Source organism: Lactobacillus sp. UMNPBX17 (assembly GCF_002553735.1).
Classification (GTDB): Bacteria; Bacillota; Bacilli; order Lactobacillales; family Lactobacillaceae; genus Lactobacillus; species Lactobacillus gallinarum.
On the sequence record NZ_PCYT01000023.1, the window covers coordinates 1 to 25,940 of the forward strand.

The window sequence follows — 25,940 nt, forward strand, 5'->3', positions numbered from 1 at the left end:
GTTTCTCGGCGCAAAGGAAGGTATGTCGCATCCAAATAGACGCAGAAAAACTTGTCGCTTAGCTTGCGTTTGTGGTAAGCCTCAACCTTTGGAATCATCTGCTTGGAAATATTTGATACTTGAGCTGGACTGTAATGGCTGCCATACATCTTTTCAATTAGATCGGCTATTTCCCTGGTGGTCACGCCCTTGGAGTAAAGCTTGATAATCATGCTTTCCAAGATATCCGAGTGCTGCTTGTAGTCAGGCAGCGTGTGCTGATGAAATTGACCGTTGCGATCCCGAGGCACTTGCACTTCAATTGGGCCAAATTGCGTATCAACTTTGCGGAAATAAGCACCATTTCTAGAGTTGCCAGTATTCCAGCCATTTCTGGCATAGGGATCATAGCCCAGAAAGGCAGTCAATTCAGCTTCTAACAAGTTATTAACAGCCTGTTGTAGCTCTTTGCGCAATAAATCATTTATTTTGTCTGGATTGAATAGAGCTTGAGCAAAATCTTTGGTAAAATCATTCATGAAGGAGTTCTTCTTTCTGTATGTGTTTTTTTGTTCAAACCAATCATACGAGAAAGGAACTCCTTTTTCTAATGTTTAAAGAAATAAATTTAAGGAATCATTCATCCTTACACAAACTATTTTACAGTCTCAAATTCTGCCACCTATTATGAAATTTGTTAATACTAAAGCTATTGTTGCTTTACAGAATGGTATGATTTATACTTTGCCATTCATTATTGTTGGTTCTATTTTCTTAATTTTATCCAACATCCCTATTCCAGCAGTGGCTAATGCAATTAATGCTTCTGGTTGGGGGGCAATTTTCAATCAAGCTTACACCACAACTTTTAACATTATGGCACTTTGGGGCTCAATTGGTATTGCTTATATTTATGTCAAAAATGAAGGCTATGAACCATTAGCTGGTGGGCTTACCGCATGTGCTTCCTTCTTAATGCTCCAAACTTTAGCAATCGACAGCCCATTAAAAGCCGCTTTAACTTCCGGTATCAATAACGGTCAAATGAGCGGCAAGGTAGTTACTGAAAATATTGATAAGTTACCTCATGCTTTACAAACATTCTTGGAAGCTCCTGTAACTGGTGTTATCAACATCAATTGGCTTGGTGGTGACGGTATGATCGCTGCCATTATCGTAGGTTTGATTGTTGGTTGGGCTTACTCAGCAATGATGAAAGCTGGTTGGACTATTAAGCTTCCTAAGCAAGTTCCACCTGCAGTATCTAACCAATTTACTGCTATGATTCCAGCTGGTGTAATCTTAATTGTTACTATGCTTATCTTCGGTGCATTTAATAACTTTGCACACACTGATTTCTTACAATGGGTATACAAAACCATTCAATCACCATTACAAGGTGTATCAGATTCATTTGGTGGTGCAGTTGTTATCGCTTTCTTAGTACCATTCTTCTGGTTCTTCGGTGTTCACGGTGGTTTGATTGTTGGTTCCATTGCTGGTTCACTTCTTCAAGCAAACTCATTTGACAACGCTCAATTATACAGAGCCGGCAAATTAACTATTGCCAACGGTGCTCACGTTGTTACTAACGAATTCTACAACAACTTTATTAACTTAACTGGTTCTGGTATTACTATCGGTTTAGTTATCTTCATCTTAATTGCTGCTAAATCAGCACAAATGAAGTCATTAGGTAAATTGGAATTAGTACCTGGTATCTTCAACATTAACGAACCATTCCTCTTCGGTATGCCTATCGTTATGAACCCATTCCTTGCAATTCCATTCTTCTTAACTCCAATTGTCGTAGCTATCTCTACTTACTGCGTAATCAGATTTGGTATTGTTCCACCATTAAATGGTATGGCTGCACCTTGGACTACGCCAGCTGTTATTTCCGGATTCCTAATCGGAGGTTGGAAGATGGCCATTTGGCAAGCATGTACTCTAGTAATTTCTACTTTGATCTATTGGCCATTTGCTAAGAAGTATGACAATATCTTACTTAAACGTGAACAAGCAAACGAAACTAAATAATAAAAGAGGCATTTAAAATTGAATAATGAAGAAAAAATTGTAAATGAATTTGATCGTGACGGTCATCATTATAAAATTGGCGTCAAAGCCGATGGCCAAGTATCTGTATACTTAGATGATGAAACCAAAGCTCATCATGGATATCACTTCCCTGGTGTTATCCAAATCCCTAAAGGAATTGAAATCGATGGTCAAATGGTTTTACGACTCCCTATTGACTGTGATGATGCAATTGATCAAGGTATTAAAGATTTGAAATAATTCATAAAAAGAGACGTTGTTAAGCTATAAAAATAGTAAAATAATGTCTCTTTTTTACTAAAGTATAGACTTTTGCTATACAATAAAGATGTAAATCTAATATAGAAATCAGATGAAAAAACATGGCAAAGGCAAAATATCTAGAAGTAGCAAATGAATTAAGAAAAAGAATTAAACAAGGCATCTACAATAAGCAAGAGCCTCTTCCCGATCAAGAGACATTTGCTCAAGAATTTAATGTCAGTCGCTTAACTGTCAAAAAAGCATTTGATGGTCTTGAACGACAGGGTCTGGTTTATAAACAATCCGGACTTGGCACCTTCGTTACTGGAGAAATTCCAATTAAGGAAAAAGTTGATGCTCCAGCTAACGCATTCATTGGTTTAAGAAATCAAATGGGTAAAGATGCCATTAAGAGTCAAATTATTCATTTCTCTGTAGAGTTTCCTGATGAACAAATGCAAAGAAATCTTGAAATCAAAAAAACAGAACCGATTTATAATATTGTTCGTTTAAGACTTTATAATGATAAACCACTTACTCTTGAGCATACTTACATGCCGGTTAAATTAATTCCTGATCTTGATGAAAACATTTTGCATAAATCAATTTATGATTACATCCATAAGAATCTTAATTTAAAATTTGGACACGCTTATCGTAAGATTCGTGCTAATAAAGCAGACGAATATGATCAAAAATATTTAAATGCCAAAAAAGATGATCCTATTCTTGAATTAGAACAGATTATTTGGCTTACTAATGGTCAACCTGTCGAATATTCTGTCAGCAAGAATCGTTACGATACCCGTGATTATGTATTGTTAGATAATAATCGTTTTTAGAGGTAATATATGTCATTTACAAAAGAATTTACTTGGGGCGGCGCTACTGCTGCCAACCAATATGAAGGTGGATATGATGAAGGCGGTAAAGGATTAAATGCCGTTGACGTTTTAACTAATGGTTCAGCAACTGAACCACGTAAGGTTACTTGGAAAAAGCCAAATGGCGAAACAGGTGCTACTCCCCTAGTTTGGGGCAAAGACTTCAAACTGCCTGAAGGTGCTGTTCCAACTATTTTAGACGGTTACTACTACCCTAGCCACCAAGGAACGGACTTTTATCACCACTATCAAGAAGATATTAAATTAATGGCCGACATGGGCTTTGATGTTTTCAGGCTATCAATGAACTGGTCCAGAATTTTGCCAAATGGTGATGACGAACAACCTAATGAAGACGGATTAGCCTTTTACGATAAAGTATTTGATGAATGTGCTAAGTATGGCATTGAACCACTGGTAACTTTATCCCACTATGAGACACCTCTTTCTTTAATTACCCGCTACGGTGGCTGGAAAGATCGCCATTTAATCGATGCTTTCGTTCACTACTCTGATATCGTGATGAAGCACTACAAAGGCAAAGTTAGATATTGGCTTACTTTTAACGAAATCAACGCCATGGACATGGCTCCTTATATGGGTGGCGGTTTAATCGATGGTAGCGAACAAAATCGTGCTCAAGGTGCTCACAATCAATTCGTAGCTAGCGCTAAGGTAGTTAAATTAGCCCATGAAATTGATCCCAACAACCGTGTTGGCCAAATGTTAGCTTATTCTGCCTACTACCCTTACACTTGTGATCCTGCTGATCAACTTAAAGTGATGGAAGCCAAGCAAGAGATGCTCTTCTACAGTGATGTTCAAACTGGCGGCCGCTACCCTAACTATCGTCTTAAGAAATATGAACGTGATGGGATTAAGCTTAATGATACACCAGAAGATTATGAATTAATCGCTAAATATCCAGCAGATTTCTTAAGTTTTTCTTGCTATACCTCAAACGTTTTAACCACTCATGAAGCTGATGCTAAAGCTAACGGTAATGTTTCTGCTGGTGGTGTAGTTAACCCATATCTTGAGAGTAATGCTTGGGGCTGGGCAACTGATCCAGATGTTTTACGAATCGGCCTAAATGAGCTCTGGGATCGTTACCACAAGCCTCTATGGGTAGTAGAAAATGGTTTAGGCTCCGCCGACACTTTAGAAAAAGACGGCAAGGTCCATGATGATTACCGTATTAATTACTTGCGTAGTCAAATCAAATCTATGAGGGATGCCGTTACAATTGATGGCGTTGACTTAATGGGCTACACTACTTGGTCGGCAATTGATTTAGTATCTAACGGTACCGGTGAAATGAAGAAACGTTATGGCTTCGTCTATGTCGATCGTGATGATCGTGGCAATGGATCACTTAAGCGTTACCCTAAGGATTCATTCTACTGGTACAAGAAAGTCATCTCATCAAACGGTGAAGATTTAGACTAATTTAATCCTAAAATAGAGCCTAACTTATGAAAAAGCTAGACTCTATTTTTTTAAATAAATATAATTAAGATATAAGTAATATAGAAATAGAGAGAAGAGAAAAAATTGATAACTATTACAAGACAATTCAACTTTAAAGCTAAAGATTTCTTTGATTATTTAGAAGAACAACTAATCCCTGCTATTAAAAAAGCTAGAGGCAATGATATGCCCGTTGTTTTAAGCAAGGGTACTAAGTACGAAATGGACGGTGCTAAGGTTGAAATTACCGATTATGAGCGTAACAAGGTCTATGGTGCTCACTTCAAGACTAGCCGTCTTGAGCTCCAGATTAAGTATGTAACTGAAGATAATGCCGAAGGCGTAAAGATTGCCTTCAGTGAAGATATGCTCAGCTTTGACCGTGAAAAGCATGGTAAGTTACAGACCTTGTTCTATAACTGGCAGCTTAAGATGGGCGCTAGAAAAGAATTAAAACGTATGGGTGACAACGTTTATGCCAATATGGCTGCTTAGAATCACCCTCTCAGCATGAAAAAGACCGTAGTTCGTTTGAATTACGGTCTTTTTTATGGATCAATGCTGCTATTGGTTAAATTGAGTATCAATGCTAATTAAGTAAATAATACGTTTCTGCTTCATGCATATTACTCTTCCGTTCTTATTCAATTTAAATACCCAATAATACTCGTCAACATCTTTTCGTCTACTGCTCTTTTCAAATTTGTTGCCAATTATGAATTACTACTTAAAGTTAACTAAATTAATATGAACTGAATTTTTAATTAATCAAAAAAACGTTGCCAGATTAGACAACGTTTTTTATCGTTCAAAGTTAACAAAGTTTTATTTTAATTTTTTAATTTATTAATTCTTAGCAGTATCTGCTTGTTCTTGCTTAAGCAATACATTGTCGTAGTGCTTAATGAATGGGAACCAGATCAAGAATGCAACGATCGCACAAACTACTGAAAGAACGGCACCTTGCCAACTAGCAGTTGCGATGAAACCACTCAAACCAACTGGAGTTGGCCATGGTTGTTGTACGATGATCTTAGGTACTAAATGAGTTGTTACAGCAACATAACCAATAATACCTGAAGCAAGCGGAGCACAAATAAATGGAATCAATAAGTTAATGTTATAAACGATTGGTAAACCGAAAAGAATTGGTTCGTTAATGTTAAAGATAGCTGGGACTAATTCAACCTTACCAATTTCTTTTAATTGGACTGAACGTGAACCAAAGGCAAGCCAGATAGCCATACCTAAAGTGGCACCAGAACCACCAATAATTACGAATGAGTTCATTGGGTCACCAGCGAAGAAGTGTGAAGCACCATTTACGTTAGCAGCCATGTTAGCCAAAACAATTGGCGTATAGAAAGCACTCATAATTGTGGCACCGTGAATACCAAACCACCATAAGAAGTGGATCAAGAAGATAATGATGAGGAATCCCCACCAAGTATCAGCGATATTACTAATGAATGAGAATGGAATGTAAAGAACCTTGAAGATATCAGTTCCTAAAGTTACCAAAATCAATTCAATAACTGCAACAGTTAAAGCAATACAGAAACCTGGAATCAAAGCACTGAATGAGTTAGATACACCAGCTGGAACAGATGCAGGCATCTTAATTCTCCAGTTATGCTTAACCGTGTAACGGTAGATTTGAACTGTTAACCAAGCAACTACCAAACCGGTAAAGATACCAACTGAGGCGATTCTAGTAATACCACTAGTTGAAGCTTCATAACCACCAGCAACCATCTTAGCCTTAGTAAGAATAGTAACAAATTGAATTGAACCATTCTTCCAAACAAGTTCTGGTACAGTAATGAAAAAGGCCATTAAGAACATTAATAAACCATTCATTGGTACCAAATCAAGTTTTTCTTCTTGACGGTAAATATTTGTATATGAATATGCAAAAGTACCGGCAAAGATCAATGCCAAAATACCCATAGTAGCATTGTAAACAACTTGGAATAAGTTGGTAAAACGACCTAAAGTATTTGCATAAAATTCAGCAAATCCAGGAATTGGAAATGCTTGTGGCAATACAGTTAAAATTAAGAATATTGCTCCGATAATAGAAAATGAAATAACGCTATAGCCAGCGTCCATGATAGCTCTAACAAAGCGTGATGAGGCAAATTTCCCGGCTTTTGCCGCAATCTTATCTTTGAAAGAAGCTGAATTAGAATCAGCCATATTCTTTTCCTCCTCAATATTTCTGAAGCATTCATCAAATCTGAACATCTTCATTATAACGAAAGCAATTTCTTATGTAAACGCTTTTTCTTGACATACGGTATACCTTTGAAATCAAAAGTCTTTACTTTTCCCATTATCACGGGTTTTGGGGCAAAATAAAAAAACTTATAGTTATTTATAAGTTTCTTCATATAATCTATTGTTGATGCTTCTTGAAAACTTCAATTACACGGTAATAACGATCCTTATCGTTCAAAATTTGATGAATTCTGAATTCGCATAAAGCTGCCAAAACAATTCCGATTAACAGAAAAGCAGCCATGAAATACAAAATATCATTGTTAATTACAAATGGAAAAATCATCTTTTTAAGTGGAGTAAACAAACCGATTGTTAGCAATGCATTAACTATCATCTGAACATACAAATATATTCTAGTAATTGGAATGTCACGCTTACGATTGTGCATCTTAGATAACTGCTCAAAACTAGCTACAGCAGAATAAACTCCCATAATTAGCGCAGTAAAAATGCCAAATCGTGAGCCATAATATGCACTAATAATAAACCACATCAGATTGCAAAATAAAAAGATAGTTACTATATATCTAATCATCAAATACCGACTAAAATACATGTATTTGATACTTTCACGGTGCTTAGTCCGTGCTACTTCTGCTTTTTCTCTTTCGACTTCTTTTTGATTCATATTTCTTCTCTCAATCTAAACTTAATTATTTTCATTTTAGCATTTTTGCGTAAAAAAATAGATCCCACTTTTTCGTGAGATCTATTTTTATAGCGATTACTTATATTATTTCTTAAGAGAGCCAGACTCATATAGCTTTTCATAAAGATCTACCATTTCTCCAGCTAAGTCCCTAAAGGTAATAGCGTTCATCAAGTGGTCTTGTGAGTGTACCACTAATAAAGTGACATGCATATGGTCACCTTGTGCCTCTTTGGTAAGCATATTGGTTTGTGAATTGTGAGCTTCAAGAAGTGACTTATCACTTTCCTTAAGCTTTTCACGTGCGCCTTCAATATCGCCTTTTTTAGCAAGACGAATTGCTTCAAAGGCTAAACTTTTTGCGTTACCACCATTAGCAATAAGGCCCATAGCAGCCATTAATGTTTCTTGTTCCTTTTGCTCTGGAGTTTGCTTTTCTTCTGCCATAAATCTGTCTCTCCTTTAATTAGTTAATTAACCCTTAATCATTTTTTCGGCTTGAGCCAAAACGTTCTTACCGTTCATCATGCCGTAGTCTTGCATGTTGATAACATCCAAAGGAATGTCCTTACCGTCTTTACCCTTGCCTTTAACTTTGTTTTCGAAGTCACCCTTCATGTAACTTACTTGAGGCCCAAGAAGAACACAGTCAATTTCCTTTTGTGCAATCTTGTCATCAGCTTCTGAAGCTGGGCAAGCAAAGATTTCTGCATCAATGCCTTGTTCCTTAGCAGCTTCTTGCATCTTAGTTACCAAAAGTGAAGTACTCATACCTGCACTACAATTTAACATAATAGTTTGTTCAGCCATAATATAAAATCCTCCTGATCATTACGTTTTATATTTAAATTTCTTTTATTGATCTACGCCAGTTATTATAAAACGCTTTCATTGTTTTGTAAACAAAAATATATACTTTTGTTTTTCAATCACTAAATATTATGCATCACTTGTATGCCTTTTCAAATACATACAAGCTACATGTAAAGCATACCACTTTACTTATGAAATTGCTTACAATTTTTGTATAAAAATTAGCAACCGCTTACACAATTATAAAGAAAACTGGTAAAATAGCAATGAAACATTTCCCTTTACAATAGAGAGGAGGCTTACCCTTGAGTCGTTATCAAGAAATAGCCAATGATATAGAAAAAGATATTATTGAAAAGAAGTATGTTAGACAGTTGCCTGAGCAATTTGATTTGGCTAAGAAATATCATACTAGCCGAGTAACTATTGTTCATGCTCTTAAAATTTTGCAAAGCAAAAAATTAATCAAAGCTGTCAAGGGACACGGTACCTTCATTACTAGCAAGTCGATTCCTGATATTTTTCTTAACTCTGGTGTCAACGAACATACCGGCTTCACCAGACATGTCAATAGCGCCTTTCTATTAACTAGCAATGTAATTTCGTTTAATATTCGACGGCCGAGCGCTGAAGAATGCAAAGCTTTATGTCTAGACAAAAATGATGAGGTTTATGACATTATTAGACAACGTATCTTAAATGGAAAACCAGCTAGGTTGGAATATACCGTCATGCCGATTAAGCGCATCTCCGGAATTACAATGGATATTCTGCACAAATCAGTTTACTCCTATATTCAAAATGAGCTGGGGCTTAAAATTGGCAAGGACGATCGGATCATTACCGCAGAAAAATCTGATGCCTACGATATGAAATATCTTGACTGTGCCATCGACGATCCCGTCTTATGTATTCAACAAAAAGCGTTTTTAGAAGACGGCCGTCCCTTTGAATTATCAGAATCACGCAATCGCTATGATCGAGGCGCCTTAACAGTCAATGGTGACTAAATTCAACTTGATTTTAAAAATACACTGTGTCAGAATGACTATTGTAAACGTTTCCAGTTACATACAGAAAGAGAGGAATAATTAATGTATTCAGCAAAAATGCCAAAAAACTTTTTATGGGGTGGTGCTGTAGCTGCTCACCAACTTGAAGGTGCTTGGAAAGAAGGCGGCAAAGGAATTTCCGTTGCCGATGTTATGACAGTTGGTTCTGCTACTAAGCCACGTGAAATTACTGATGGTGTTCTTCCAGGTAAGAATTATCCTAACCACTCAGCAATTGATTTCTATCACCACTATAAAGAAGATATCAAGTTAATGGCTGAAATGGGCTTTAAGGCATTCAGAACTTCTATTGCTTGGACTAGAATTTTCCCTAATGGTGATGAAAAAGAGCCAAATGAAGAAGGTTTAAAGTTCTATGACGCTTTATTTGATACCTGTCATGAATACGGCATTGAACCTGTAATTACCCTCTCCCACTTCGAAATGCCATTCAACTTAGCTAAGAATTACGGTGGTTTTACTAACCGTAAAGTAATTGACTTCTTCGTTCGTTTTGCTGAAGTTTGCTTCAAGCGTTACAAGAACAAGGTTAAGTACTGGATGACTTTCAATGAAATTGATAACCAATCAGCATTTAACAATGACTTCTTAATGGCTACTAATTCTGGTATTCTTTTCAAAGATGACATGACTGACAGGGATAAAGAAGCTGCAATGTATCAAGCTGGTCACTATGAATTAGTTGCTTCTGCATTAGCAGTTAAGATTGGTCACAAGATCAACCCTAACTTCCAAATTGGTTGCATGATCAATTACTCACCTGTTCGTCCACTTACTCCATCAAGTGATAATGTATTATTAGCTGACAAGTGGGAGCAACGCCGTGATTGGTTCTCAGACGTTCACGTTTTTGGCGAATATCCAAATGCTGTTGAAGCTTATATCGAAAGAAATGGCTACCGTCCTGACATCACTGATGAAGATAGAATTGTCTTAAAGGAAGGTACAGTTGATTATGTTGGCTTTAGTTACTACCAAACTACTACTGTTTCAAGCGAAAAAGTTAAGCCTGATGATTTAACTGATTTAGCTAAAGCTGTAGCTAAGAACCCTACTTTGAAGCGTAGTGACTGGGGCTGGGAAATCGATCCAGAAGGTTTGAGAATTGCCTTAAACCAATTGCAAGATCGTTACCACAAGCCATTGTTCATCGTTGAAAATGGTCTTGGTGCTTACGACAAGGTTGAAGACGGCAAGGTTCACGATGACTACAGAATCGACTACTTGAGAAACCATATTTCAGAAATGGAAAAGGCTGTTGAACTCGACGGTGTTGACTTAATGGGTTACCTTCCATGGGGCTGCATCGACTTGGTTTCTGCTGGTACTGGTCAAATGGACAAGCGTTACGGCTTTATCTACGTTGACAAGAATGATGCCGGTGAAGGTACTTTGGCTCGTTCACGTAAGGATTCATTCTTCTGGTACAAGAAGGTCATCAAATCAAACGGTAAAGATTTAGATTAAAATAATTATCTTAATTACTAAAAAAAGTTAGGTGAAATTCATCTAACTCTTTTCATTTGGCCTTTTTAACTTATTATGGCAAATCATTACCGGCTGCTAAATACAAATCGTACCATTCTTGCTTAGTTAATTGAATGTCGCTACCAGCCGCTGAATCCGCAATATGCTGAGGATTCATTGAACCAACCAAGATTTGAATCTGTCCAGGACAACGCAAAATCCAACTGGCTGCAATTGCATTTTTACCTACTTGATAATGTTCGGCTAACTTTTCTAATTCTTCATTTAATTGCGGAAACTTCGAATTATTGATAAAGGTTCCTTCAAACATACCATATTGGAATGGTGACCAGCACTGCAATGTTATTCTGTGCCGCAATAAGTAATTCCACGTTTGGCCATCATGATCTACTGACTTTTCATCGGTCATGTTGGTATGAACAATACTATCAAGCATCCCCGTATGCATCAAGCCAAACTGCAATTGGTCAAACATAATTGGCTGAGTCACTGCTGTTTTAAGCAATTCAATTTCACTAGCATTAAAGTTAGAAACACCAAAGAAACGCACCTTCCCTTGTGCCTGCAATGTATCAAAAGCCTCCGCTACCTCCTCTGGATCCATCAAAATATCGGGCCGGTGCAGAACCAAGCTATCTAAGTAGTCAACCTGCATTCTGTCTAGGATGCCATCTACAGCAGTCAAAATATATTTTTCAGAAAAATCATATCGCTTGCCTGGTACAATCCCTGTTTTAGATTGGATGAAGAGCTTATCTCGGCCAATCTTTGTTTCTTTTAGTGCCTGCCCAAAAACTGTTTCTGACTTTCCACCGCCATATATATCGGCTGAATCGATAAAGTTAATTTCTTCTTCATAAGCTGCACTAATTGCATCCGCCGCTTCTGTTACGCTTTTTTGATCCATCCGCATAATGCCTAAAGCCATAGCCGGAATGGAAAGCGTAGATGGTCCCATTTTAATTTGTTTCATAGTTATTGCCTTTCTGTGTATATCAATATTCTTATTATAAGATTAATGTAAGCGGTTTTACAAATATATTAAATTAAAATACTTCTTGTTAATTAGACATGCTAAAATGAATGTAATTAGTTAGAAAGGTTCAAAAAATGAAACAAATATATTTTAATCATGATGGTAACATTGACGATTTAGTATCTTACCTGCTTCTTTTGCAAGCTCCTGATATCAAATTGTTAGGTGTTGGTGCAATCGATGCCGACGGTTTTATCGATCCCTCTGTTGCAGCATGCCGTAAGATGACTGATCTTTTTAATCTGCGCGGAGATAAATTAGCAGTTGCCCGTTCAAATTCAAGAGCTGTCAACCAATTCCCACACGACTGGCGCATGGCTACATATTCCTTTAATTATTTACCTATCTTAAACGAAAAGGGTTCGATCGATACTCCACAAGCTGAATTACCTGCTCACCTTGATATGGTTGAAAAACTTAAGCATGCAAAAGAACCAGTCACATTAATTATGACCGGTCCTTTAACTGACTTAGCACGTGCTCTTGATGTTGACCTAGATATTGAAAAACATATCAAAAAACTTTACTGGATGGGCGGCTCTCTTGATGATCATGGTAACGTAGCCATGGTTAACGCAGATGGCAGTCAGGAATGGAATTCATTCTGGGATCCATACGCTGTTAAACGCGTTTTTGATTCCAATATTTCAATTCAAATGGTGGGCCTTGAAAGTACTGAAGAGATCCCATTAAATGATGAATTGCGGCAACACTGGGCAAGTTTACGCAAATATCCAGCTATGGATTTAGTTGGCCAAGGCTACAGCCTAATTATCTCAATCCCTTCTGCTGAACTTTACCTTTGGGATGTACTTACTACAGTTAGTGCATTGTATCCAGAAGTTGTTAAAACTGAAAAAGCTAAGGCTACAGTTATTACTGATGGAATGAGTGCTGGTAGCTTTAGACGTGATCCTAACGGTCGTGAAGTTGACATCGTTACTAAAGCAAACAAGGAATTATTCTTCCAAAAGATGGATGAAATTCTTGAGAGAACTAAGTAATAACATTACCATGAACAATAAAAGCATCCCGGAATTGGGATGCTTTTTAATTAAATTGCCTTAATAAACTTTTTATATAAAATCACGGCAATCCACGCCGAAATAAATGAAGGTAAAACGACAACCACTAGCAAATTCGGATCTAGGAAATTACCTACTCTAATGAAGTGAGTAATCGTACTGATATGCTTAATATTGCTGAAAATTGCCTGATAAACTGTCACATAAATCAGCGACCATTGAATATAATATTCAACCAAAGTCAAAGTCGTCGTCGAAAACTTGAAAACATGAGCGGCCACTCGCATTCCCCAATAGATAAACATCCCGGAAAGTACCACAAATGCCGCCAGCAACAAGAAAAGATTCCCTAAATTCACATGATCCTTATCCTGCATCATGAAATATGCAATTACAAAAAAGAGCAAAAAGTTAACTGTACTAAAGAAAATTTGAGCAAGAAATAAAATTGCCGCCTTCAAAAATTCAAATTTATGCTCCGAACGAAAAAGGGCAATAATCAAGATGATAATTGCTCCAATAACAAAGTATGTTGTAACGTGCATTAATCTTCCTCTACTTTTTTGCTTGCTTTAGAGCATCCGTAACTGCTTCTTTAACTCCATTTGAAGTAAAAGTTGCACCACTTACCGCATCGATATCTGCAGATTGCTTAGTCAGAATTTCATTTTCAAGCTGCTTTTCTGCTTTTTGACCATATTGTAGCGTTTCAGTAGATAAATCTAAATCAGCTGCCACGATTTTTTGATCCTTAACAGTTAACTTCACTTTAACAAAGCCTGCCATGCCTCTTGCTTCAGCATCATATATTCCATCTTTTAACATAAAAATTCCCCTTTTAAAATAAAAAAACGCTCTCATACATATTGTACAATACATACAAGAGTAATTTTTTCAAAAAATGTAAAGATATAAGTATACCATTAATTATCAATAACTGATATACTTATGTGCGGGTTATAATTTCTATAAGTCCTTATTATAATCCATCATTACAGGTAGTTGAATCCCCTTCTACCTGTTTTTATTATAGTATAAAATAACAAATGTTGCTAAATAGCTAAAAAAGTTTTTTGTTACACTATCTCTCAATAGTTACGTTAAAATTGTAGAGGGGATTATAGTTTTTTCATTTGAAGAGGTAAAACATGTATCCAGATAATAATATTCTTACATATTTAAAATGGCGTGGAGACATTGACTTTAGTACATCGCCTTTCAATGATATTGATGCACTTGTTTTATCTATTTTTTCTTATCTTGAATTGCATGATATTGTTAGTGGCGATGCTAAAACAATTACTGTAGATGAAGCAGCTAAGCTCTATTTTGCAGATGATCACCCACGTAAGGATAATTTGCAATATCAAGAACTATTTAAATTAATGGCACGAGCCGAGCGTTTTAAAAAGGCGCAATTATCTTATTTTACTAGCACGTTAACTGAACATACTCAATTTAGTGCCATTAAAATCGAATTAACTGATGGAACTAATTTCGTCGCCTTTCGTGGTACAGATGATTCACTTATCGGTTGGAAAGAAGACTTTGAAATTAGTTTCAGAATTACTGTTGCACAAAAGCAAGCAGTTAAATTACTCGAACGTATTTTAAAAGCGGACGATCAAGATTATTATCTTTGTGGTCACTCAAAAGGTGGCAATTTAGCCGAATATGCTGCAATTAATATTGAGCCCAAACTTCGTAAACGAATTAAGCGGATTTACACTTTTGATTCTCCTGGTATCGCTGAAGAAGTAGGTGCACAGCTTCCATTAAAATATCTACAAAACACGTTAAGAAGATTTGTGCCAGAGTTTAGCGTTATCGGCCGCTTATTTGAACCTGACGGGATCCATCCAACTATTGTGAATAGTACGCGCAATAATTTGAGTCAACATGATACTTTCAGTTGGCAAATCATTGGTTCGAGCTTTGATACTAAAAGGCATAGAAATCCGCAATCAAAAGTTTACAATCAACTAATCAACCAATGGATTGGAAACGCAACGCTTGAAGAACGCGAATCTCTAACCAATGATTTATTTGCTGCACTAGGCGCAAGTGGCGCTACCAAGATCAACGAATTAGATAAAAATGGTTTCGGTGGTTTTGGAGCTATTCTGCTGTCATTCACAAATTCTTCTCGTAGAACACGCTTCGTTTTTGGCTCCTTGTTTTCATCAATTTGGCAAACAATCAAAAGTCGCCATCTAACTAAAGTACTGTTTTCGACTGATACAATCGTTGGTTGGATCCTGGTAGTGTTGGGTATCATCAGTTTAACCCTGCCTCAATATGCATTACGTGCTTTTGGTGTTCTAGTAGCATTTGCTGGAATTGGCTTTAGTGTCCATCAAATTTTAGATACGGCAAATTCTAGTTTAAAAGGGAAGCAGAAACAGTTCTTTATTATTTCATACTTAGTTGTTTTTGCTCTATCAACGGCTTTAATTTCTAATAATCGTTTGTTAATCTTCTTAGCTCACTATTTCTTGGGAATATTTTTAATTATTTATTCTTATGTCAGACTGCGGCAACTAATTCTTCATAGAATATCAGGCGTATTCCGGATCACAGTCGTGGCTACGGAAGCAGTTATCGCCTTTGCCTTAGGAATTATCGTCATCATTAATCCACGAGCATTCGATCGCAAATCTATCCTGATAATGGGAATTTTATTAATTATCTACGGTTTCTTCAAACTTATTGGAGAATTATTTGATCAGCTGCCCAAGATGCCAAAAAATCACAGATGAAAAAGGCAAGATGGATTTTTCCATCTTGCTTTTCGTTAATCAAAAACAGTTTGCCAATTGGGATCTTTGGATGCCTCATAACACATCTTTATTTGTTCAGGCGTATTTCGACCAAGTGATAACTTAGGCAGATTATTTAATGAAAAGTAACGACAATCTGTAGTTTCAATGTTCTTTTCGAATTCGCCACCTATTACCTTGCACAAATAAAAAGCTTTTATAATTCCAGTAGCTCGAATTGGCTTATTATGTTTATTTCGATCTTGTAAAGCGATCAATTTAATTGGTTTGACATCTCTACCTGATTCTTCTTTTGCTTCCTTAATACAGTTTTCTTCTGTAGAAAGATTGGCTTCACACCAACCACCCGGAAGTGACCAATCGTCAGATAGTTTCTCATGAACTAATAAAATCTGATCATCTTTAAAAATTGCAGCTCTTGTCTCTATTTTTGGAGTCTGATAACCTTCATCACCGCAAAATAAAGTTTTCACCTTTTCAATTGGTATCTCTGTTTTAACAGTCATCATTTCAGCCGCAATTTGACGAATTTGTTCATATCGTTCACGATCAAAGACATCATGACCATATTTCAAACCATTTTGAGCAATGCTCTGTAATTCAATTGCCCAATCAGTAAATTGATCTCCTGTTTTCATCCTTTGCCTCTATCTTTTAATGAAAGTGTCAGATTTAATATGCTTTAAAATGCTATAACCTACGCTTTTAATTTGATTTTTACTACCGTATGGCTGATTTAAAAACATCACAACTCCATTTTTATTGTCTGTAGTAAGTTGCATCCAATTAGTAAAATGAGTATCTCCAAAATTACCATAAGCCAATTTCAGTTTACCACCATCTTTTAAATAAAAACCGCCAGAGTATGTATTAACTTTGGATTTTAAATGACTTAAATAATTGAATTTCTTCTCAGTTAAAACTTTGCCATTATGCAATCCTCGTTGAATCTTATAATAATCACCAGCGGTAGAGAATAAGTTTCCCGCACCTGGAAGTTGAGACACTACATATCTATTAGCATAAGAAGCGCTTTGATAGTTTTTACCATGACGATAAAGATATGAAATAGCATCTGTCTTTGAACGAGGAATATTTTGATAAACATATGTATGCTTTAAATGAAGTGGTTTAATAATTCTGCTTTTTACGTTTGCTGCATAAGATTTGCCTGTTACCTTGCGAATGATACCTGCAAGCAAAACATAATTGGCATTATTATAATTAAAAGCTCCCCGCTTGGTGTGAGATGTAGCATTGACCTTAGCAACAGTCCAATTAATTGCGCCCTTTTCAGAGAAATTAATACCATGACTAGACTCGGTACCAATCACATTAATTCCTGAAGTATGGGTCATTAATTGACCTACTGTAATATGCTTAGCCTGCTTTAATCTTGGATACCAACGTGAGATTTTAGTATTTTGTGAAAACTTTTTTTGATAAATTAACTGCGTAATAATTGCCGCTGTTACAGATTTTTGCAATGAGCCAACAGGATATAATAATTTCTTATTACCATTTTTAATTTTACGTCTGTAGTAGCCATAACCAACATTAGCAGTTTGACGATGTCCATCCTTAACAATTTCAATCGTGCCGCGTAAATGATGCTTATTCATTGTTTTAATAGCATATTTACGTAATCGACTATTGGAATATGTCTTGGCATTAACTGTTGCGCTATTACCTAAAAAAATAAATGAAGATAAAAATGCAATGGCTAACATTATCTTTTTTGACTTCAATCTAAAAAATCCCCCTCTGCCATTTAATCCTGACATATTCTACCACAAAATTAAAAGCACAAATATTGCCTGCTAAACAATATTTGTGCTTTTTTCTTTTTAGTTTTAGATCAAATTCATTTTTACTAAGTATTCCGCATTTTCAACAGTGTTCCAAGCTGCACCCTTTAAGAGGTTATCAGCTACGATCCACATATTAAATGCACCTGGATTTTCATAATCAGGACGAATACGACCAACAAAAGTCTCGCGCTTACCTGCTGCATTAATAGGTTGAGGATAAATTTGATGCTTAATATCATCTTCAAGCACAACACCTGGGAAGTCAGCAACTGCAGCCATGATATCTTGAGTTGTTGCACTTTCATCTTCAACAGTGAAGTATACACTTTCACCGTGAGCAATTGGAACAGGAACTCTAACACAAGTTGCAGTGACTTTGATGTCTTTAGCGTTCATATCGTTGAGCATAATCTTCTTGGTTTCATGAATCATCTTCCATTCTTCATGAGAATAACCAGAATCTTCTAACACATCAATTTGAGGTAGAAGATTGAATGCTAGTGGATAATGCTTCTTATCACCTTTAGTTGGCAAAATTTTTGCATCTGCTTGCATATCTTTGCCATCCAAATAATCTTGTGCTTCCTTTTTTAATTCTTCAATTGCGGCTTGACCTGCACCGGAAGCTGCTTGATAAGTTGAAACGATAATTTGCTTCAAACCAAACTTTCTTCTAATTGGTTCCAAGGCCATCACCATTTGAATGGTTGAACAATTTGGATTGGCAATAATACCGTGATGTTCTTTCAATGCATCTGGATTTACTTCTGGTACAACTAATGGGACATCTGGTTCCATTCTAAAAGCACTGGTATTGTCTACACAAACCGCACCGCGCTTAACAGCTTCTGGTAAAAATTTCTTTGATACTGCACCACCAGCTGATGAAAGAACTAAATCAACGCCATCGAAGGATTCTGGAGTAGTCTCTTCAACTACTAAGTCTTGATCTCTAAACTTTAATACAGTACCAGCTGAACGTGATGAGGCTAATAACTTTACACTTTTTACCGGAATAGTTGACTTAGCCAATTGATCAATCATTCTTCTACCAACAGCACCCGTAGCTCCTAAAATTGCAACATTATATTCTCTAACCATTTTTATTCAACCTCTTGTAAAAAATCATTCATTCTCTTCATTGCTTCTTGTAAGTTCTCATCGCTAGATGCATATGACAATCTTATATAACCTTCACCGCCAGGACCAAAGGCACTACCAGGAGTTACGCCTACCTTAGCTTTGAAGGCCAAGTCTAATGCAAATTGCATATCATCTTTACCATATTGAGATGGGATTTTCGTAAAGATGTAGAAGGCTCCTTCCGGCTTTACTGCTTGCATCCCCATTTTATTTAATTTTTCTAAGACAAAATCTCTTCGTTTTTGGTAAACTTTGCGATACTCCACTGGATCATTTAATCCATTTTCTAATGCTTCGATCGCTGCGGCTTGGGATGAATCAGTTGTCGTTGTTACCATTAAGCCGTGTACTTTACCGATTTGATCCATAATTTTAGCAGGTCCTGTAATGTATCCTAAACGATAGCCAGTCATCGCATGGGACTTGGATAAACCAGAAATATAAATTGCTCGCTCAGGAATCAAACTAGCAATAGAATGATGCTCAACACCATAAGTCAAAGTACTGTAAATTTCATCAGTAATAACGTACAAATGATTTTCTTCAATTACCTTAGCCAAAGCCTTAATTTCATCTTCTGTATATTCCACACCTGTTGGATTAGTTGGATAATTTAAAATCACGGCTTTAATTGTCGGATTTTCTTTAATAGTCTCAGTCAATTTTTGCGGCGTTAATTTGAAATTATCTGCAGTTGTGTTCATCAACACGTAACTGGCATCGGCTAAAGTAGCAACTGGCCAATATAATGAAAAGACTGGCGTTGGAATAGCTATCTTGTCACCAGGATTAGTAATAGCAAAAAGTGCAGCGTTGATCGCTTCTGTAGCACCAACTGTAACTACAATTTCTGTTTCTGGATCGTATTTAACGCCGATAGTCTTATCTAAATAGTTGCTAATAGCTTGTCGCAATTCTAATTTTCCTTTTTGAGGAGCATAGTGTGAATCATTATTTTGGATGCTTTTAATTGCGGCTTCTTTAACATGTTCAGGAGTATTCATATCAGGCTCGCCTAAAGTTAATTTGATGATTCCTGGAATAGTTGAAACCTTATTATCAAAGATTCTAATTCCTGAAGCTTTGACATTTTGTACTTTTTGGCTAAAACCTAAATCATTAGCTAATTCCGGCATAATCTTTCCTCCCTTAGTCTTTAAAGGATATTTTCTAAACCAATTACTAATTCATCTAATTGGTCAACTTTTTCTAACGCCACTTTTACTCCACTCATAAATGAGCCACGATCAAATGAATCTTGACGAATAGTTAATGCTTCACCCGGTCCCCCAAATAATACTTGTTCATGTGCAATATAGCCAGGCAGACGAACTGAATGAATCTTGATTCCTTGATAATCACCACCGCGAACATTTTTCAAGGTTTCCACTTCATCTGGTGCTGTTTGATGTTCAGGACGATTTTCAGCAATCATCTTAGCTGTAGCAAGCGCCGTTCCGGACGGAGCATCTTTTTTATCAGCGTGATGCATTTCAATAATTTCAACATCTGGGAAATATTTAGCAGCTTCTTTTGCAAATTTCATCAACAAAACTGCGGACATTCCGAAATTGGGGGCAATCAGACCGCCTACTTTTTCTTTTCTTGAAAGTTCAATCAGTTCTGCTTCTTGCTCATCACTCATACCGGTAGTACCTACTATTGGTCTAATATGATGTTGCAATGCAAATTTTACATTGTCATATACTGCCTTAGGTGTAGTAAAGTCGATCCAAAAGTCTGCTAAATGATCAGGAATTTCTGTTAGGCTCTTAAAAATTTTAGCGTCTGCAGGCAAATGATATTGTTCAGGATTATTTTCGGCAATTGGAGAAAGTCCTGCAACTACTTCAAAACCTGGCATATTGTTAACTAAATTCACGGCTTTTTGCCCCATGGCCCCCGTAAAACCTGCAATTAATACTTTTTTAGTCATTTTCAAGGTCCTTTCCTAAATCTAGTGGCAATTTTTGCAATAAGGCTTTATCTTCTAAGCCTAAATGCTGGGCTAAAGTTACTTTTTCTTCATCATTCAAGGCAACTAAAGGCAAACGACAATCTCCTGTTTCAAAACCTTGTGCATTTAAAACTGCCTTTACTGGTGATGGAGATGGATACATGAACAGAGCTTGCATTCTAGGCGTTAACCAACGTTGAATTCTTGCTGCTTCGGGATATTTTCCTTCATATAAAGCATCATACATCCGGCGCATTTCTTTAGTATAAATATGAGAGGCTACGGAAACGACACCATTTGCTCCGAGCAATCTTGCAGTTAAGGCTTGGGTATCTTCTCCGGTAAAGACTTGAAAATTCGCTGCTTTATGATCGATGATGTATTCCATTTCTTCAAGGGATGCACATTGCTTAATTCCCTTAATATTATCTAATTTAGATAATTGAACAACCGTCTCTTTTTCCATCTTGACGCCGGTTCTGCCTGGAATATTGTAGATTAAAATTGGCATCTTAACGTTGTCATTCACTGCAGTAAAGTGAGCAACCATGCTGCGTTGATTTGGCTTATTATATGGCGGTACAACAACCAATGCATAATCAATGCCGTCAATTTCTGCCACTTCATTGGTAAATTTAATTGTTTCAGCAGTATTATTGCTACCAGTTCCGGCAATCACAACAGCACGGCCATTAACGATTTGACCAAAGTGTTTATACAATTCGATCTTTTCATCATGAGTCAAAGTCGGGGTTTCACCGGTCGTACCACCTATCACAAAGCCATTACAGCCTTGCTCAATTAAGTAATTGGTTAATTTTTCCAAACTATCAAAATCAATCTTTTTATTCTCATCAAATGGCGTCACAATTGCCGTCAATAAATCTGCATCAATTAATGTAGCCATATTAGTTCCCCATTCTATCGATTAAAAATCCCTTAATTGCGTTAACTCCGCGCATAATACTCTTTTCGTCTGGATTCAAAGTTGCTGAATGCAGCTGTGAATTTGGATCACCAACACCTAGCCAAAACATTGTTCCTGGAAATTTGGCAAGTAAGAAGCCAAAATCTTCTCCTGTCATTTTTGGCTTAGTTTCAACAAAATCCACTTCCGGATTATTCTTCATATAATTAATGAAGTTTTTAGTTAGCTCTGGATTATTTTCTACTGGCCAATAACCACCCTGATTTAACTCAAGATTTACTTTCATGTTATAGCTACGAGCTATACCTTCACATAGATCACGCAACCGTTGATCAATTTGCAGAATCATTTTTTGCGTTAATCCGCGAATTGTTCCTTCAATCCGAGTCTGTCCAGCGATTACATTTCTAATAGTTCCAGCTCTAACCTTACCCAAAGTGATAACACCGCTTTGAATTGGATCGATACTTCGTGAAATAACCGTTTGTACTTGCATAATTAGACTAGCAGCAGCCACCACAGTGTCATTAGCATTCTGCGGAAAAGCCGCATGACCGCCCTTACCAACCAAATCAATGTTAACTTCAGTAGTTCCTGCAAATAATGTACCTTCACGACAACCAATTGTTCCAGCCGGTAATTCAGGGTTATCATGCAAGCCATAGAATTCATCAGGTTTAAACTTCCCCTGAAAGATTCCTCTTTCATATGCTTTTTTACCGCCACTTTCACTTTCTTCAGCTGGCTGGAAAAAGAACAGCATATTATCCTTAGGCTGATTTTCACTGAAATAACTAAGTAGTCCTAATGCAACACTCATGTGAATATCATGACCACAGGCATGCATAACTCCTGAATGCTTTGACGAAAAAGGTAAATCTGTTTTCTCCTCAACTGGTAACGCATCAATATCGGTCCGATAACCAATTGTTCTTTGCGGATTGCTTCCTTTAATTAGTACCAAAATCGCTGTTGGTAATTCTTCTGGTACTTTTACAGTTAAAAACTCTGAATTAAATCCCTTAATTACTTCTAGTAAATAATCATGTGTCTCTTTTTCTTGTAAAGCTAATTCAGGAATTTCATGCAAATGCCTTCTAATTTGAATTAGCCCGCTTTCAGTTAAAACTGCCATAATTAAATCTTTCTCAAGTTATCTTCTAGTCCTGTCTTGCTCTCAGTTTGATCGTCAACCTTTTTAATTACCTTAGCAGGAACGCCAGCTACCATCGTATATGGTGCTACATCATGAGTTACGACTGCACCAGCGGCAATTACGGCACCTTCACCAACATGGACACCTTCGATCACTACTGCATTGGCACCCATTACTACGTTGTCGTCAATCTTAACTGGAGTAGCAGAAGCTGGTTCAATTACGCCTGCTAAAACGCTGCCTGCACCGATATGGCAATGCTTGCCGACGATTGCACGTCCACCTAAAACAACCCCCATATCAATCATGGTATCATCACCTATTTCAGCACCGATATTAATAATCGCACCCATCATGATGACTGCATTTTTACCAATAGCTACCTGATCTCGAATAATAGCACCTGGCTCAATTCGCGCATCAAATTTCTTCATATCAATCAGAGGCACAGCTGAATTTCTAGCATTATTCTCAATACGATAATCTTGAATCTTGTTGTAATTTTCTTTTAAAAATGGTTCAACATCTTTCCAATCACCAAAAATCACTCCGGAATGTGCTTCAGTAAAATTGTCGATTCCTTCTGGAAACTTAATTTGATCAAGTCGTCCCTTAATAAAGACCTTAACTGGCGTTTTTTTAGGAGCATTGCCAATATAATTGATAATACTTTTTGCATCTAATTTCGTCATAATCTTTCCCCTTTAAAAATTAATCTTCATTATTATATGGTTGATCTAAATGAACTAAATCTTCTAGACTTTCTCGTTTAATGACTAGTTGAGCCTTGCCCTTTTCTGCAAAAACAACAGCTGGACGAGCATTGCGGTTATAATTTGAAGCCATTGAATAACCATATGCTCCAGTATCAAGCATTGCTAAAAGTGAGCCTGATTTAGTTGCTGGAAGTGCTTGATCTTCAGCTAAGATGTCACCACTTTCACAATATTTACCAGCGATTCTGACATGTTCAGTCAATTCAGCTCGAGGATCAGTAGCCAAAACTGTTTCATATTTTGCATCATATAGAGCTGGACGAATATTATCACCCATACCGCCATCTACAGTTACATATGGACGATGACCCGGAACAATTTTGCGACTCCCTGTTGTATATAAGTTATAACCGGCTGGTCCTACGATAGAGCGACCAGGTTCAATATCAATTTCTGGAAGTGGAGATGAGGCATTTTTAGCTTCTTCTTTGATAGTTTTAACAATTGCCCTAACAAATTCTTCTGGCTTTAATGGATTATCTTCTGCAGTATATTTAATACCAAAGCCACCGCCGACATTAATTACTTGAGCAGTATAACCATATTGACTACGCCAATTTTCAGCAATTTCCATTAATTTTTTAGCAGCCATTTCAAAACCATTCAATTCAAAAATTTGTGATCCAATATGAGCATGTAGCCCGATCATATTCATTCTTGAGTTAGCTAAAACTTGTTCTAAGGCTAAATCGGCTTGACCAGATTCTAAGTCAAAACCAAATTTACTATCGACCTGACCTGTTTGATCATATTCATGTGTATGAGCTGAAATGCCTGGCGTAATTCTTAACATGACATCAATTTTGGTATCTTGTTCACGTAAGACCTGATCCAATAACTTAATTTCATGAAAATTATCAACAATAATTTTGCCCACATGATTTTTAACGGCCATTTCAAGTTCTGACTTGGACTTATTATTACCGTGAAAACTGATTTTCTCTACTGGAAAATGTGCTTTCAAGGCTGTATATAACTCTCCATCTGAAACCACATCAGTGTAAGCTCCTTCTGCTGCAGCTACTTGGTACATCGCTATACAAGCAAATGCTTTGCTGGCATAACTGACGGCATACTTTACATTTTCTTCTTCAAAAACCTTTTTAAAAGCTCTAATTTGATTACGAATTTGCTCTACATCGTATACAACAAGAGGTGTGCCATACTTTTTAGCTAATTCAACTGTATCAACACCGCCAATAGTTAAATGTCCTGCTTGATTGATCTGATTTTCTAAAATTTGTGAATTCATATCTTGCCCCTAGTCTCTATCCATGCGAAGCACCCAATAAAAAAATCCATTGTCTGCGCTAAACAAACAATGGATTAGTCTTCACTTAATCTAATGGTCGATAGCGCTCCGCGAATTTTGTCCGCGACAGTCCGTAATTTATTCAATCACGACCCAGCTTATCCCTTTAGCCTGGTTTAAGCTTCGGCAACCTCCCCTTTCGCAATTAGTCTTCGTTTTGCCTAACTCGTAATTGCTACTTATGTCAGTTGCGCCTCTTCGATTTACATGTAGTCTACATTCTTATTAAATTTTAGTCAATACTTTTTTATTGATTTTTAATTTATACTATATATGCTTTTCTATTCAAGGCCGGTATTTTCAACTTTTTGTTGCAAGATTAAAAAATAATGCTAAAATTCAAATTAATTTAGTTTGGATCCATTTTTAAATTAACGAATTATGAAATTTCACTTTAAGGGGATTATGTTATGAAAGTAGTTAAGTTTGGTGGTAGCTCTTTAGCTAACGGACAAAATGTAGAACAAGCATTAAATATTATTTTAAGTGATCCTGAAAGACGCGTAATCGTAGTTTCTGCGCCAGGTAAAAGAAACGATGACGACATCAAAATCACAGATCTTTTAATCAAGTACGCCAATATGACACTTAAGAGTGAAAATACTGATGAAATCGTCCAAACCATTTTTATGCGTTATCAAGAAATCGGGCATTTCTTTGGTGTAGCTGACGAAGAACTTAAGGTTATCAAAGATATTCTTTTAGCTTTACCTAGCAGAAATTATCCTAATTCGAGCTACTTAATGGCCGCTTTTAAAGCTCACGGCGAACGTCTTAACGCCCGTTTAATTGCCATGATATTGCAACATCAAGGTGTTAAAAGTCGCTTTCTTGATCCAACAGAAGCGGGTTTAATCGTTACGGGCGAACCTAACGATGCATTGGTCAATCCGGAAAGTTATCTCAATCTTGACCAAGTAAAAATAGACGTAAATTGCAATAATAACTTGAACACTTTTGTTTAGGCTGTTTGATAGATGCGATCTAATTCTCTTTCAAAGATTTCATCTGGTGTATGATAAGCCAAGATCTTTCTTGGCAATGAATTGCACCAAGTTTCAATGTCAATGATT

The 25,940-nt window shown here is 36.6% G+C and carries 26 protein-coding genes, 2 pseudogenes and 1 riboswitch; of the genes and pseudogenes, 10 read left to right on the forward strand and 18 right to left on the reverse strand.

Going from position 1 to position 25,940, the window contains the following annotated elements; genetic code table 11:
* Window positions 1-518: transposase (locus tag CP368_RS05125; protein ID WP_191088312.1), on the reverse strand; the 518-nt coding region annotated here is incomplete at its 3' end.
* Window positions 519-621: 103 nt separating this feature from the next.
* Here CP368_RS05125 and CP368_RS05130 point away from each other — a divergent pair.
* From CP368_RS05130 to CP368_RS05150, 5 genes are all read left to right on the forward strand, one after another.
* A complete protein-coding gene (locus CP368_RS05130; protein ID WP_098045814.1) occupies window positions 622-2,019 on the forward strand; it encodes a PTS sugar transporter subunit IIC in 1,398 nt (465 codons plus the stop codon).
* An 18-nt stretch (window positions 2,020-2,037) separates the two neighbouring features.
* Window positions 2,038-2,280, forward strand: a complete 243-nt coding sequence (locus CP368_RS05135) for a hypothetical protein (RefSeq protein ID WP_013437702.1) — start codon at window positions 2,038-2,040, stop codon at window positions 2,278-2,280.
* A gap of 122 nt (window positions 2,281-2,402) precedes the next feature.
* A complete protein-coding gene (locus CP368_RS05140; protein WP_057726970.1) occupies window positions 2,403-3,125 on the forward strand; it encodes a GntR family transcriptional regulator in 723 nt (240 codons plus the stop codon).
* A gap of 9 nt (window positions 3,126-3,134) precedes the next feature.
* Window positions 3,135-4,616, forward strand: a complete 1,482-nt coding sequence (locus CP368_RS05145) for a glycoside hydrolase family 1 protein (protein WP_098045815.1) — start codon at window positions 3,135-3,137, stop codon at window positions 4,614-4,616.
* A gap of 105 nt (window positions 4,617-4,721) precedes the next feature.
* Window positions 4,722-5,132, forward strand: coding sequence for a DUF3284 domain-containing protein (locus tag CP368_RS05150; protein WP_098045816.1), 411 nt, complete (start codon window positions 4,722-4,724; stop codon window positions 5,130-5,132).
* 351 nt (window positions 5,133-5,483) lie between these two features.
* Here CP368_RS05150 and celB read toward each other — a convergent pair whose 3' ends face one another.
* From celB to CP368_RS05170, 4 genes are all read right to left on the reverse strand, one after another.
* Window positions 5,484-6,836 (reverse strand): PTS cellobiose transporter subunit IIC, encoded by a 1,353-nt coding sequence (celB, locus tag CP368_RS05155; protein ID WP_098045817.1) that lies wholly within the window; start codon window positions 6,834-6,836, stop codon window positions 5,484-5,486.
* A gap of 199 nt (window positions 6,837-7,035) precedes the next feature.
* Entirely contained in the window at window positions 7,036-7,548 is a 513-nt protein-coding gene (locus CP368_RS05160; RefSeq protein WP_089146219.1) for a PTS cellobiose transporter subunit IIA, read from the reverse strand.
* A gap of 105 nt (window positions 7,549-7,653) precedes the next feature.
* On the reverse strand, window positions 7,654-8,016 hold the full coding sequence (locus tag CP368_RS05165; protein WP_014918983.1) for a PTS lactose/cellobiose transporter subunit IIA: 363 nt from the start codon (window positions 8,014-8,016) through the stop codon (window positions 7,654-7,656).
* 27 nt (window positions 8,017-8,043) lie between these two features.
* Entirely contained in the window at window positions 8,044-8,379 is a 336-nt protein-coding gene (locus tag CP368_RS05170) for a PTS sugar transporter subunit IIB (protein WP_025006148.1), read from the reverse strand.
* Window positions 8,380-8,687: 308 nt separating this feature from the next.
* On the opposite strand from CP368_RS05170, the gene CP368_RS05175 reads away from it, so the two are divergent.
* On the forward strand, window positions 8,688-9,392 hold the full coding sequence (locus CP368_RS05175) for a GntR family transcriptional regulator (protein WP_098045818.1): 705 nt from the start codon (window positions 8,688-8,690) through the stop codon (window positions 9,390-9,392).
* An 84-nt stretch (window positions 9,393-9,476) separates the two neighbouring features.
* Window positions 9,477-10,922, forward strand: a complete 1,446-nt coding sequence (locus CP368_RS05180; protein ID WP_098045819.1) for a 6-phospho-beta-glucosidase — start codon at window positions 9,477-9,479, stop codon at window positions 10,920-10,922.
* A gap of 73 nt (window positions 10,923-10,995) precedes the next feature.
* Here the strand turns inward: CP368_RS05180 and CP368_RS05185 are convergent, their stop codons facing one another.
* Window positions 10,996-11,916 (reverse strand): aldo/keto reductase family oxidoreductase, encoded by a 921-nt coding sequence (locus CP368_RS05185; RefSeq protein ID WP_098045820.1) that lies wholly within the window; start codon window positions 11,914-11,916, stop codon window positions 10,996-10,998.
* 137 nt (window positions 11,917-12,053) lie between these two features.
* Between CP368_RS05185 and CP368_RS05190 the strand changes: the two genes are divergently transcribed.
* A complete protein-coding gene (locus tag CP368_RS05190; RefSeq protein ID WP_087235613.1) occupies window positions 12,054-12,983 on the forward strand; it encodes a nucleoside hydrolase in 930 nt (309 codons plus the stop codon).
* Window positions 12,984-13,033: 50 nt separating this feature from the next.
* Here the strand turns inward: CP368_RS05190 and CP368_RS05195 are convergent, their stop codons facing one another.
* Together CP368_RS05195 and CP368_RS05200 are read right to left on the reverse strand one after the other, a co-directional pair.
* Entirely contained in the window at window positions 13,034-13,549 is a 516-nt protein-coding gene (locus CP368_RS05195) for a hypothetical protein (protein ID WP_087175821.1), read from the reverse strand.
* Between the two features lie 10 nt (window positions 13,550-13,559).
* Window positions 13,560-13,829 (reverse strand): FMN-binding protein, encoded by a 270-nt coding sequence (locus tag CP368_RS05200; RefSeq protein ID WP_098045821.1) that lies wholly within the window; start codon window positions 13,827-13,829, stop codon window positions 13,560-13,562.
* 323 nt (window positions 13,830-14,152) lie between these two features.
* Here CP368_RS05200 and CP368_RS05205 point away from each other — a divergent pair, with 323 nt between their 5' ends.
* Window positions 14,153-15,763, forward strand: a complete 1,611-nt coding sequence (locus tag CP368_RS05205; protein WP_098043858.1) for an Mbeg1-like protein — start codon at window positions 14,153-14,155, stop codon at window positions 15,761-15,763.
* Window positions 15,764-15,798: 35 nt separating this feature from the next.
* On the opposite strand, the gene CP368_RS05210 is transcribed toward CP368_RS05205, so the two are convergent.
* From CP368_RS05210 to lysA, 9 genes are all read right to left on the reverse strand, one after another.
* Window positions 15,799-16,422: an NUDIX hydrolase gene (locus tag CP368_RS05210; RefSeq protein WP_025006154.1), complete on the reverse strand. Its 624-nt coding sequence runs from the start codon at window positions 16,420-16,422 to the stop codon at window positions 15,799-15,801.
* A 9-nt stretch (window positions 16,423-16,431) separates the two neighbouring features.
* Complete coding sequence (locus tag CP368_RS05215) at window positions 16,432-17,514, reverse strand: serine hydrolase (protein WP_098045824.1); 1,083 nt, start codon at window positions 17,512-17,514, stop codon at window positions 16,432-16,434.
* Between the two features lie 123 nt (window positions 17,515-17,637).
* Complete coding sequence (locus CP368_RS05220; protein WP_098045822.1) at window positions 17,638-18,696, reverse strand: aspartate-semialdehyde dehydrogenase; 1,059 nt, start codon at window positions 18,694-18,696, stop codon at window positions 17,638-17,640.
* A gap of 2 nt (window positions 18,697-18,698) precedes the next feature.
* On the reverse strand, window positions 18,699-19,874 hold the full coding sequence (locus tag CP368_RS05225) for an aminotransferase class I/II-fold pyridoxal phosphate-dependent enzyme (RefSeq protein ID WP_098045823.1): 1,176 nt from the start codon (window positions 19,872-19,874) through the stop codon (window positions 18,699-18,701).
* A gap of 20 nt (window positions 19,875-19,894) precedes the next feature.
* On the reverse strand, window positions 19,895-20,674 hold the full coding sequence (gene dapB, locus CP368_RS05230; RefSeq protein ID WP_025006158.1) for a 4-hydroxy-tetrahydrodipicolinate reductase: 780 nt from the start codon (window positions 20,672-20,674) through the stop codon (window positions 19,895-19,897).
* Window positions 20,667-21,602, reverse strand: coding sequence for a 4-hydroxy-tetrahydrodipicolinate synthase (dapA, locus tag CP368_RS05235; protein ID WP_098043856.1), 936 nt, complete (start codon window positions 21,600-21,602; stop codon window positions 20,667-20,669). The genes dapB and dapA overlap by 8 nt, the downstream gene beginning before the upstream one ends.
* 1 nt (window position 21,603) lies before the next feature.
* Complete coding sequence (locus CP368_RS05240) at window positions 21,604-22,758, reverse strand: N-acetyldiaminopimelate deacetylase (RefSeq protein WP_087235620.1); 1,155 nt, start codon at window positions 22,756-22,758, stop codon at window positions 21,604-21,606.
* A gap of 2 nt (window positions 22,759-22,760) precedes the next feature.
* Window positions 22,761-23,471, reverse strand: a complete 711-nt coding sequence (dapD, locus tag CP368_RS05245) for a 2,3,4,5-tetrahydropyridine-2,6-dicarboxylate N-acetyltransferase (RefSeq protein ID WP_087175814.1) — start codon at window positions 23,469-23,471, stop codon at window positions 22,761-22,763.
* Between the two features lie 19 nt (window positions 23,472-23,490).
* Window positions 23,491-24,807 (reverse strand): diaminopimelate decarboxylase, encoded by a 1,317-nt coding sequence (lysA, locus tag CP368_RS05250; RefSeq protein ID WP_098043854.1) that lies wholly within the window; start codon window positions 24,805-24,807, stop codon window positions 23,491-23,493.
* A gap of 92 nt (window positions 24,808-24,899) precedes the next feature.
* A riboswitch (Lysine riboswitch) is annotated at window positions 24,900-25,074 on the reverse strand.
* 203 nt (window positions 25,075-25,277) lie between these two features.
* Here lysA and CP368_RS05255 point away from each other — a divergent pair.
* A pseudogene (locus tag CP368_RS05255) lies at window positions 25,278-25,796 on the forward strand (aspartate kinase); the annotation flags it as partial.
* Between the two features lie 32 nt (window positions 25,797-25,828).
* On the opposite strand, the pseudogene CP368_RS05260 reads toward CP368_RS05255, so the two are convergent.
* A pseudogene (locus CP368_RS05260) lies at window positions 25,829-25,940 on the reverse strand (IS30 family transposase); the annotation flags it as partial.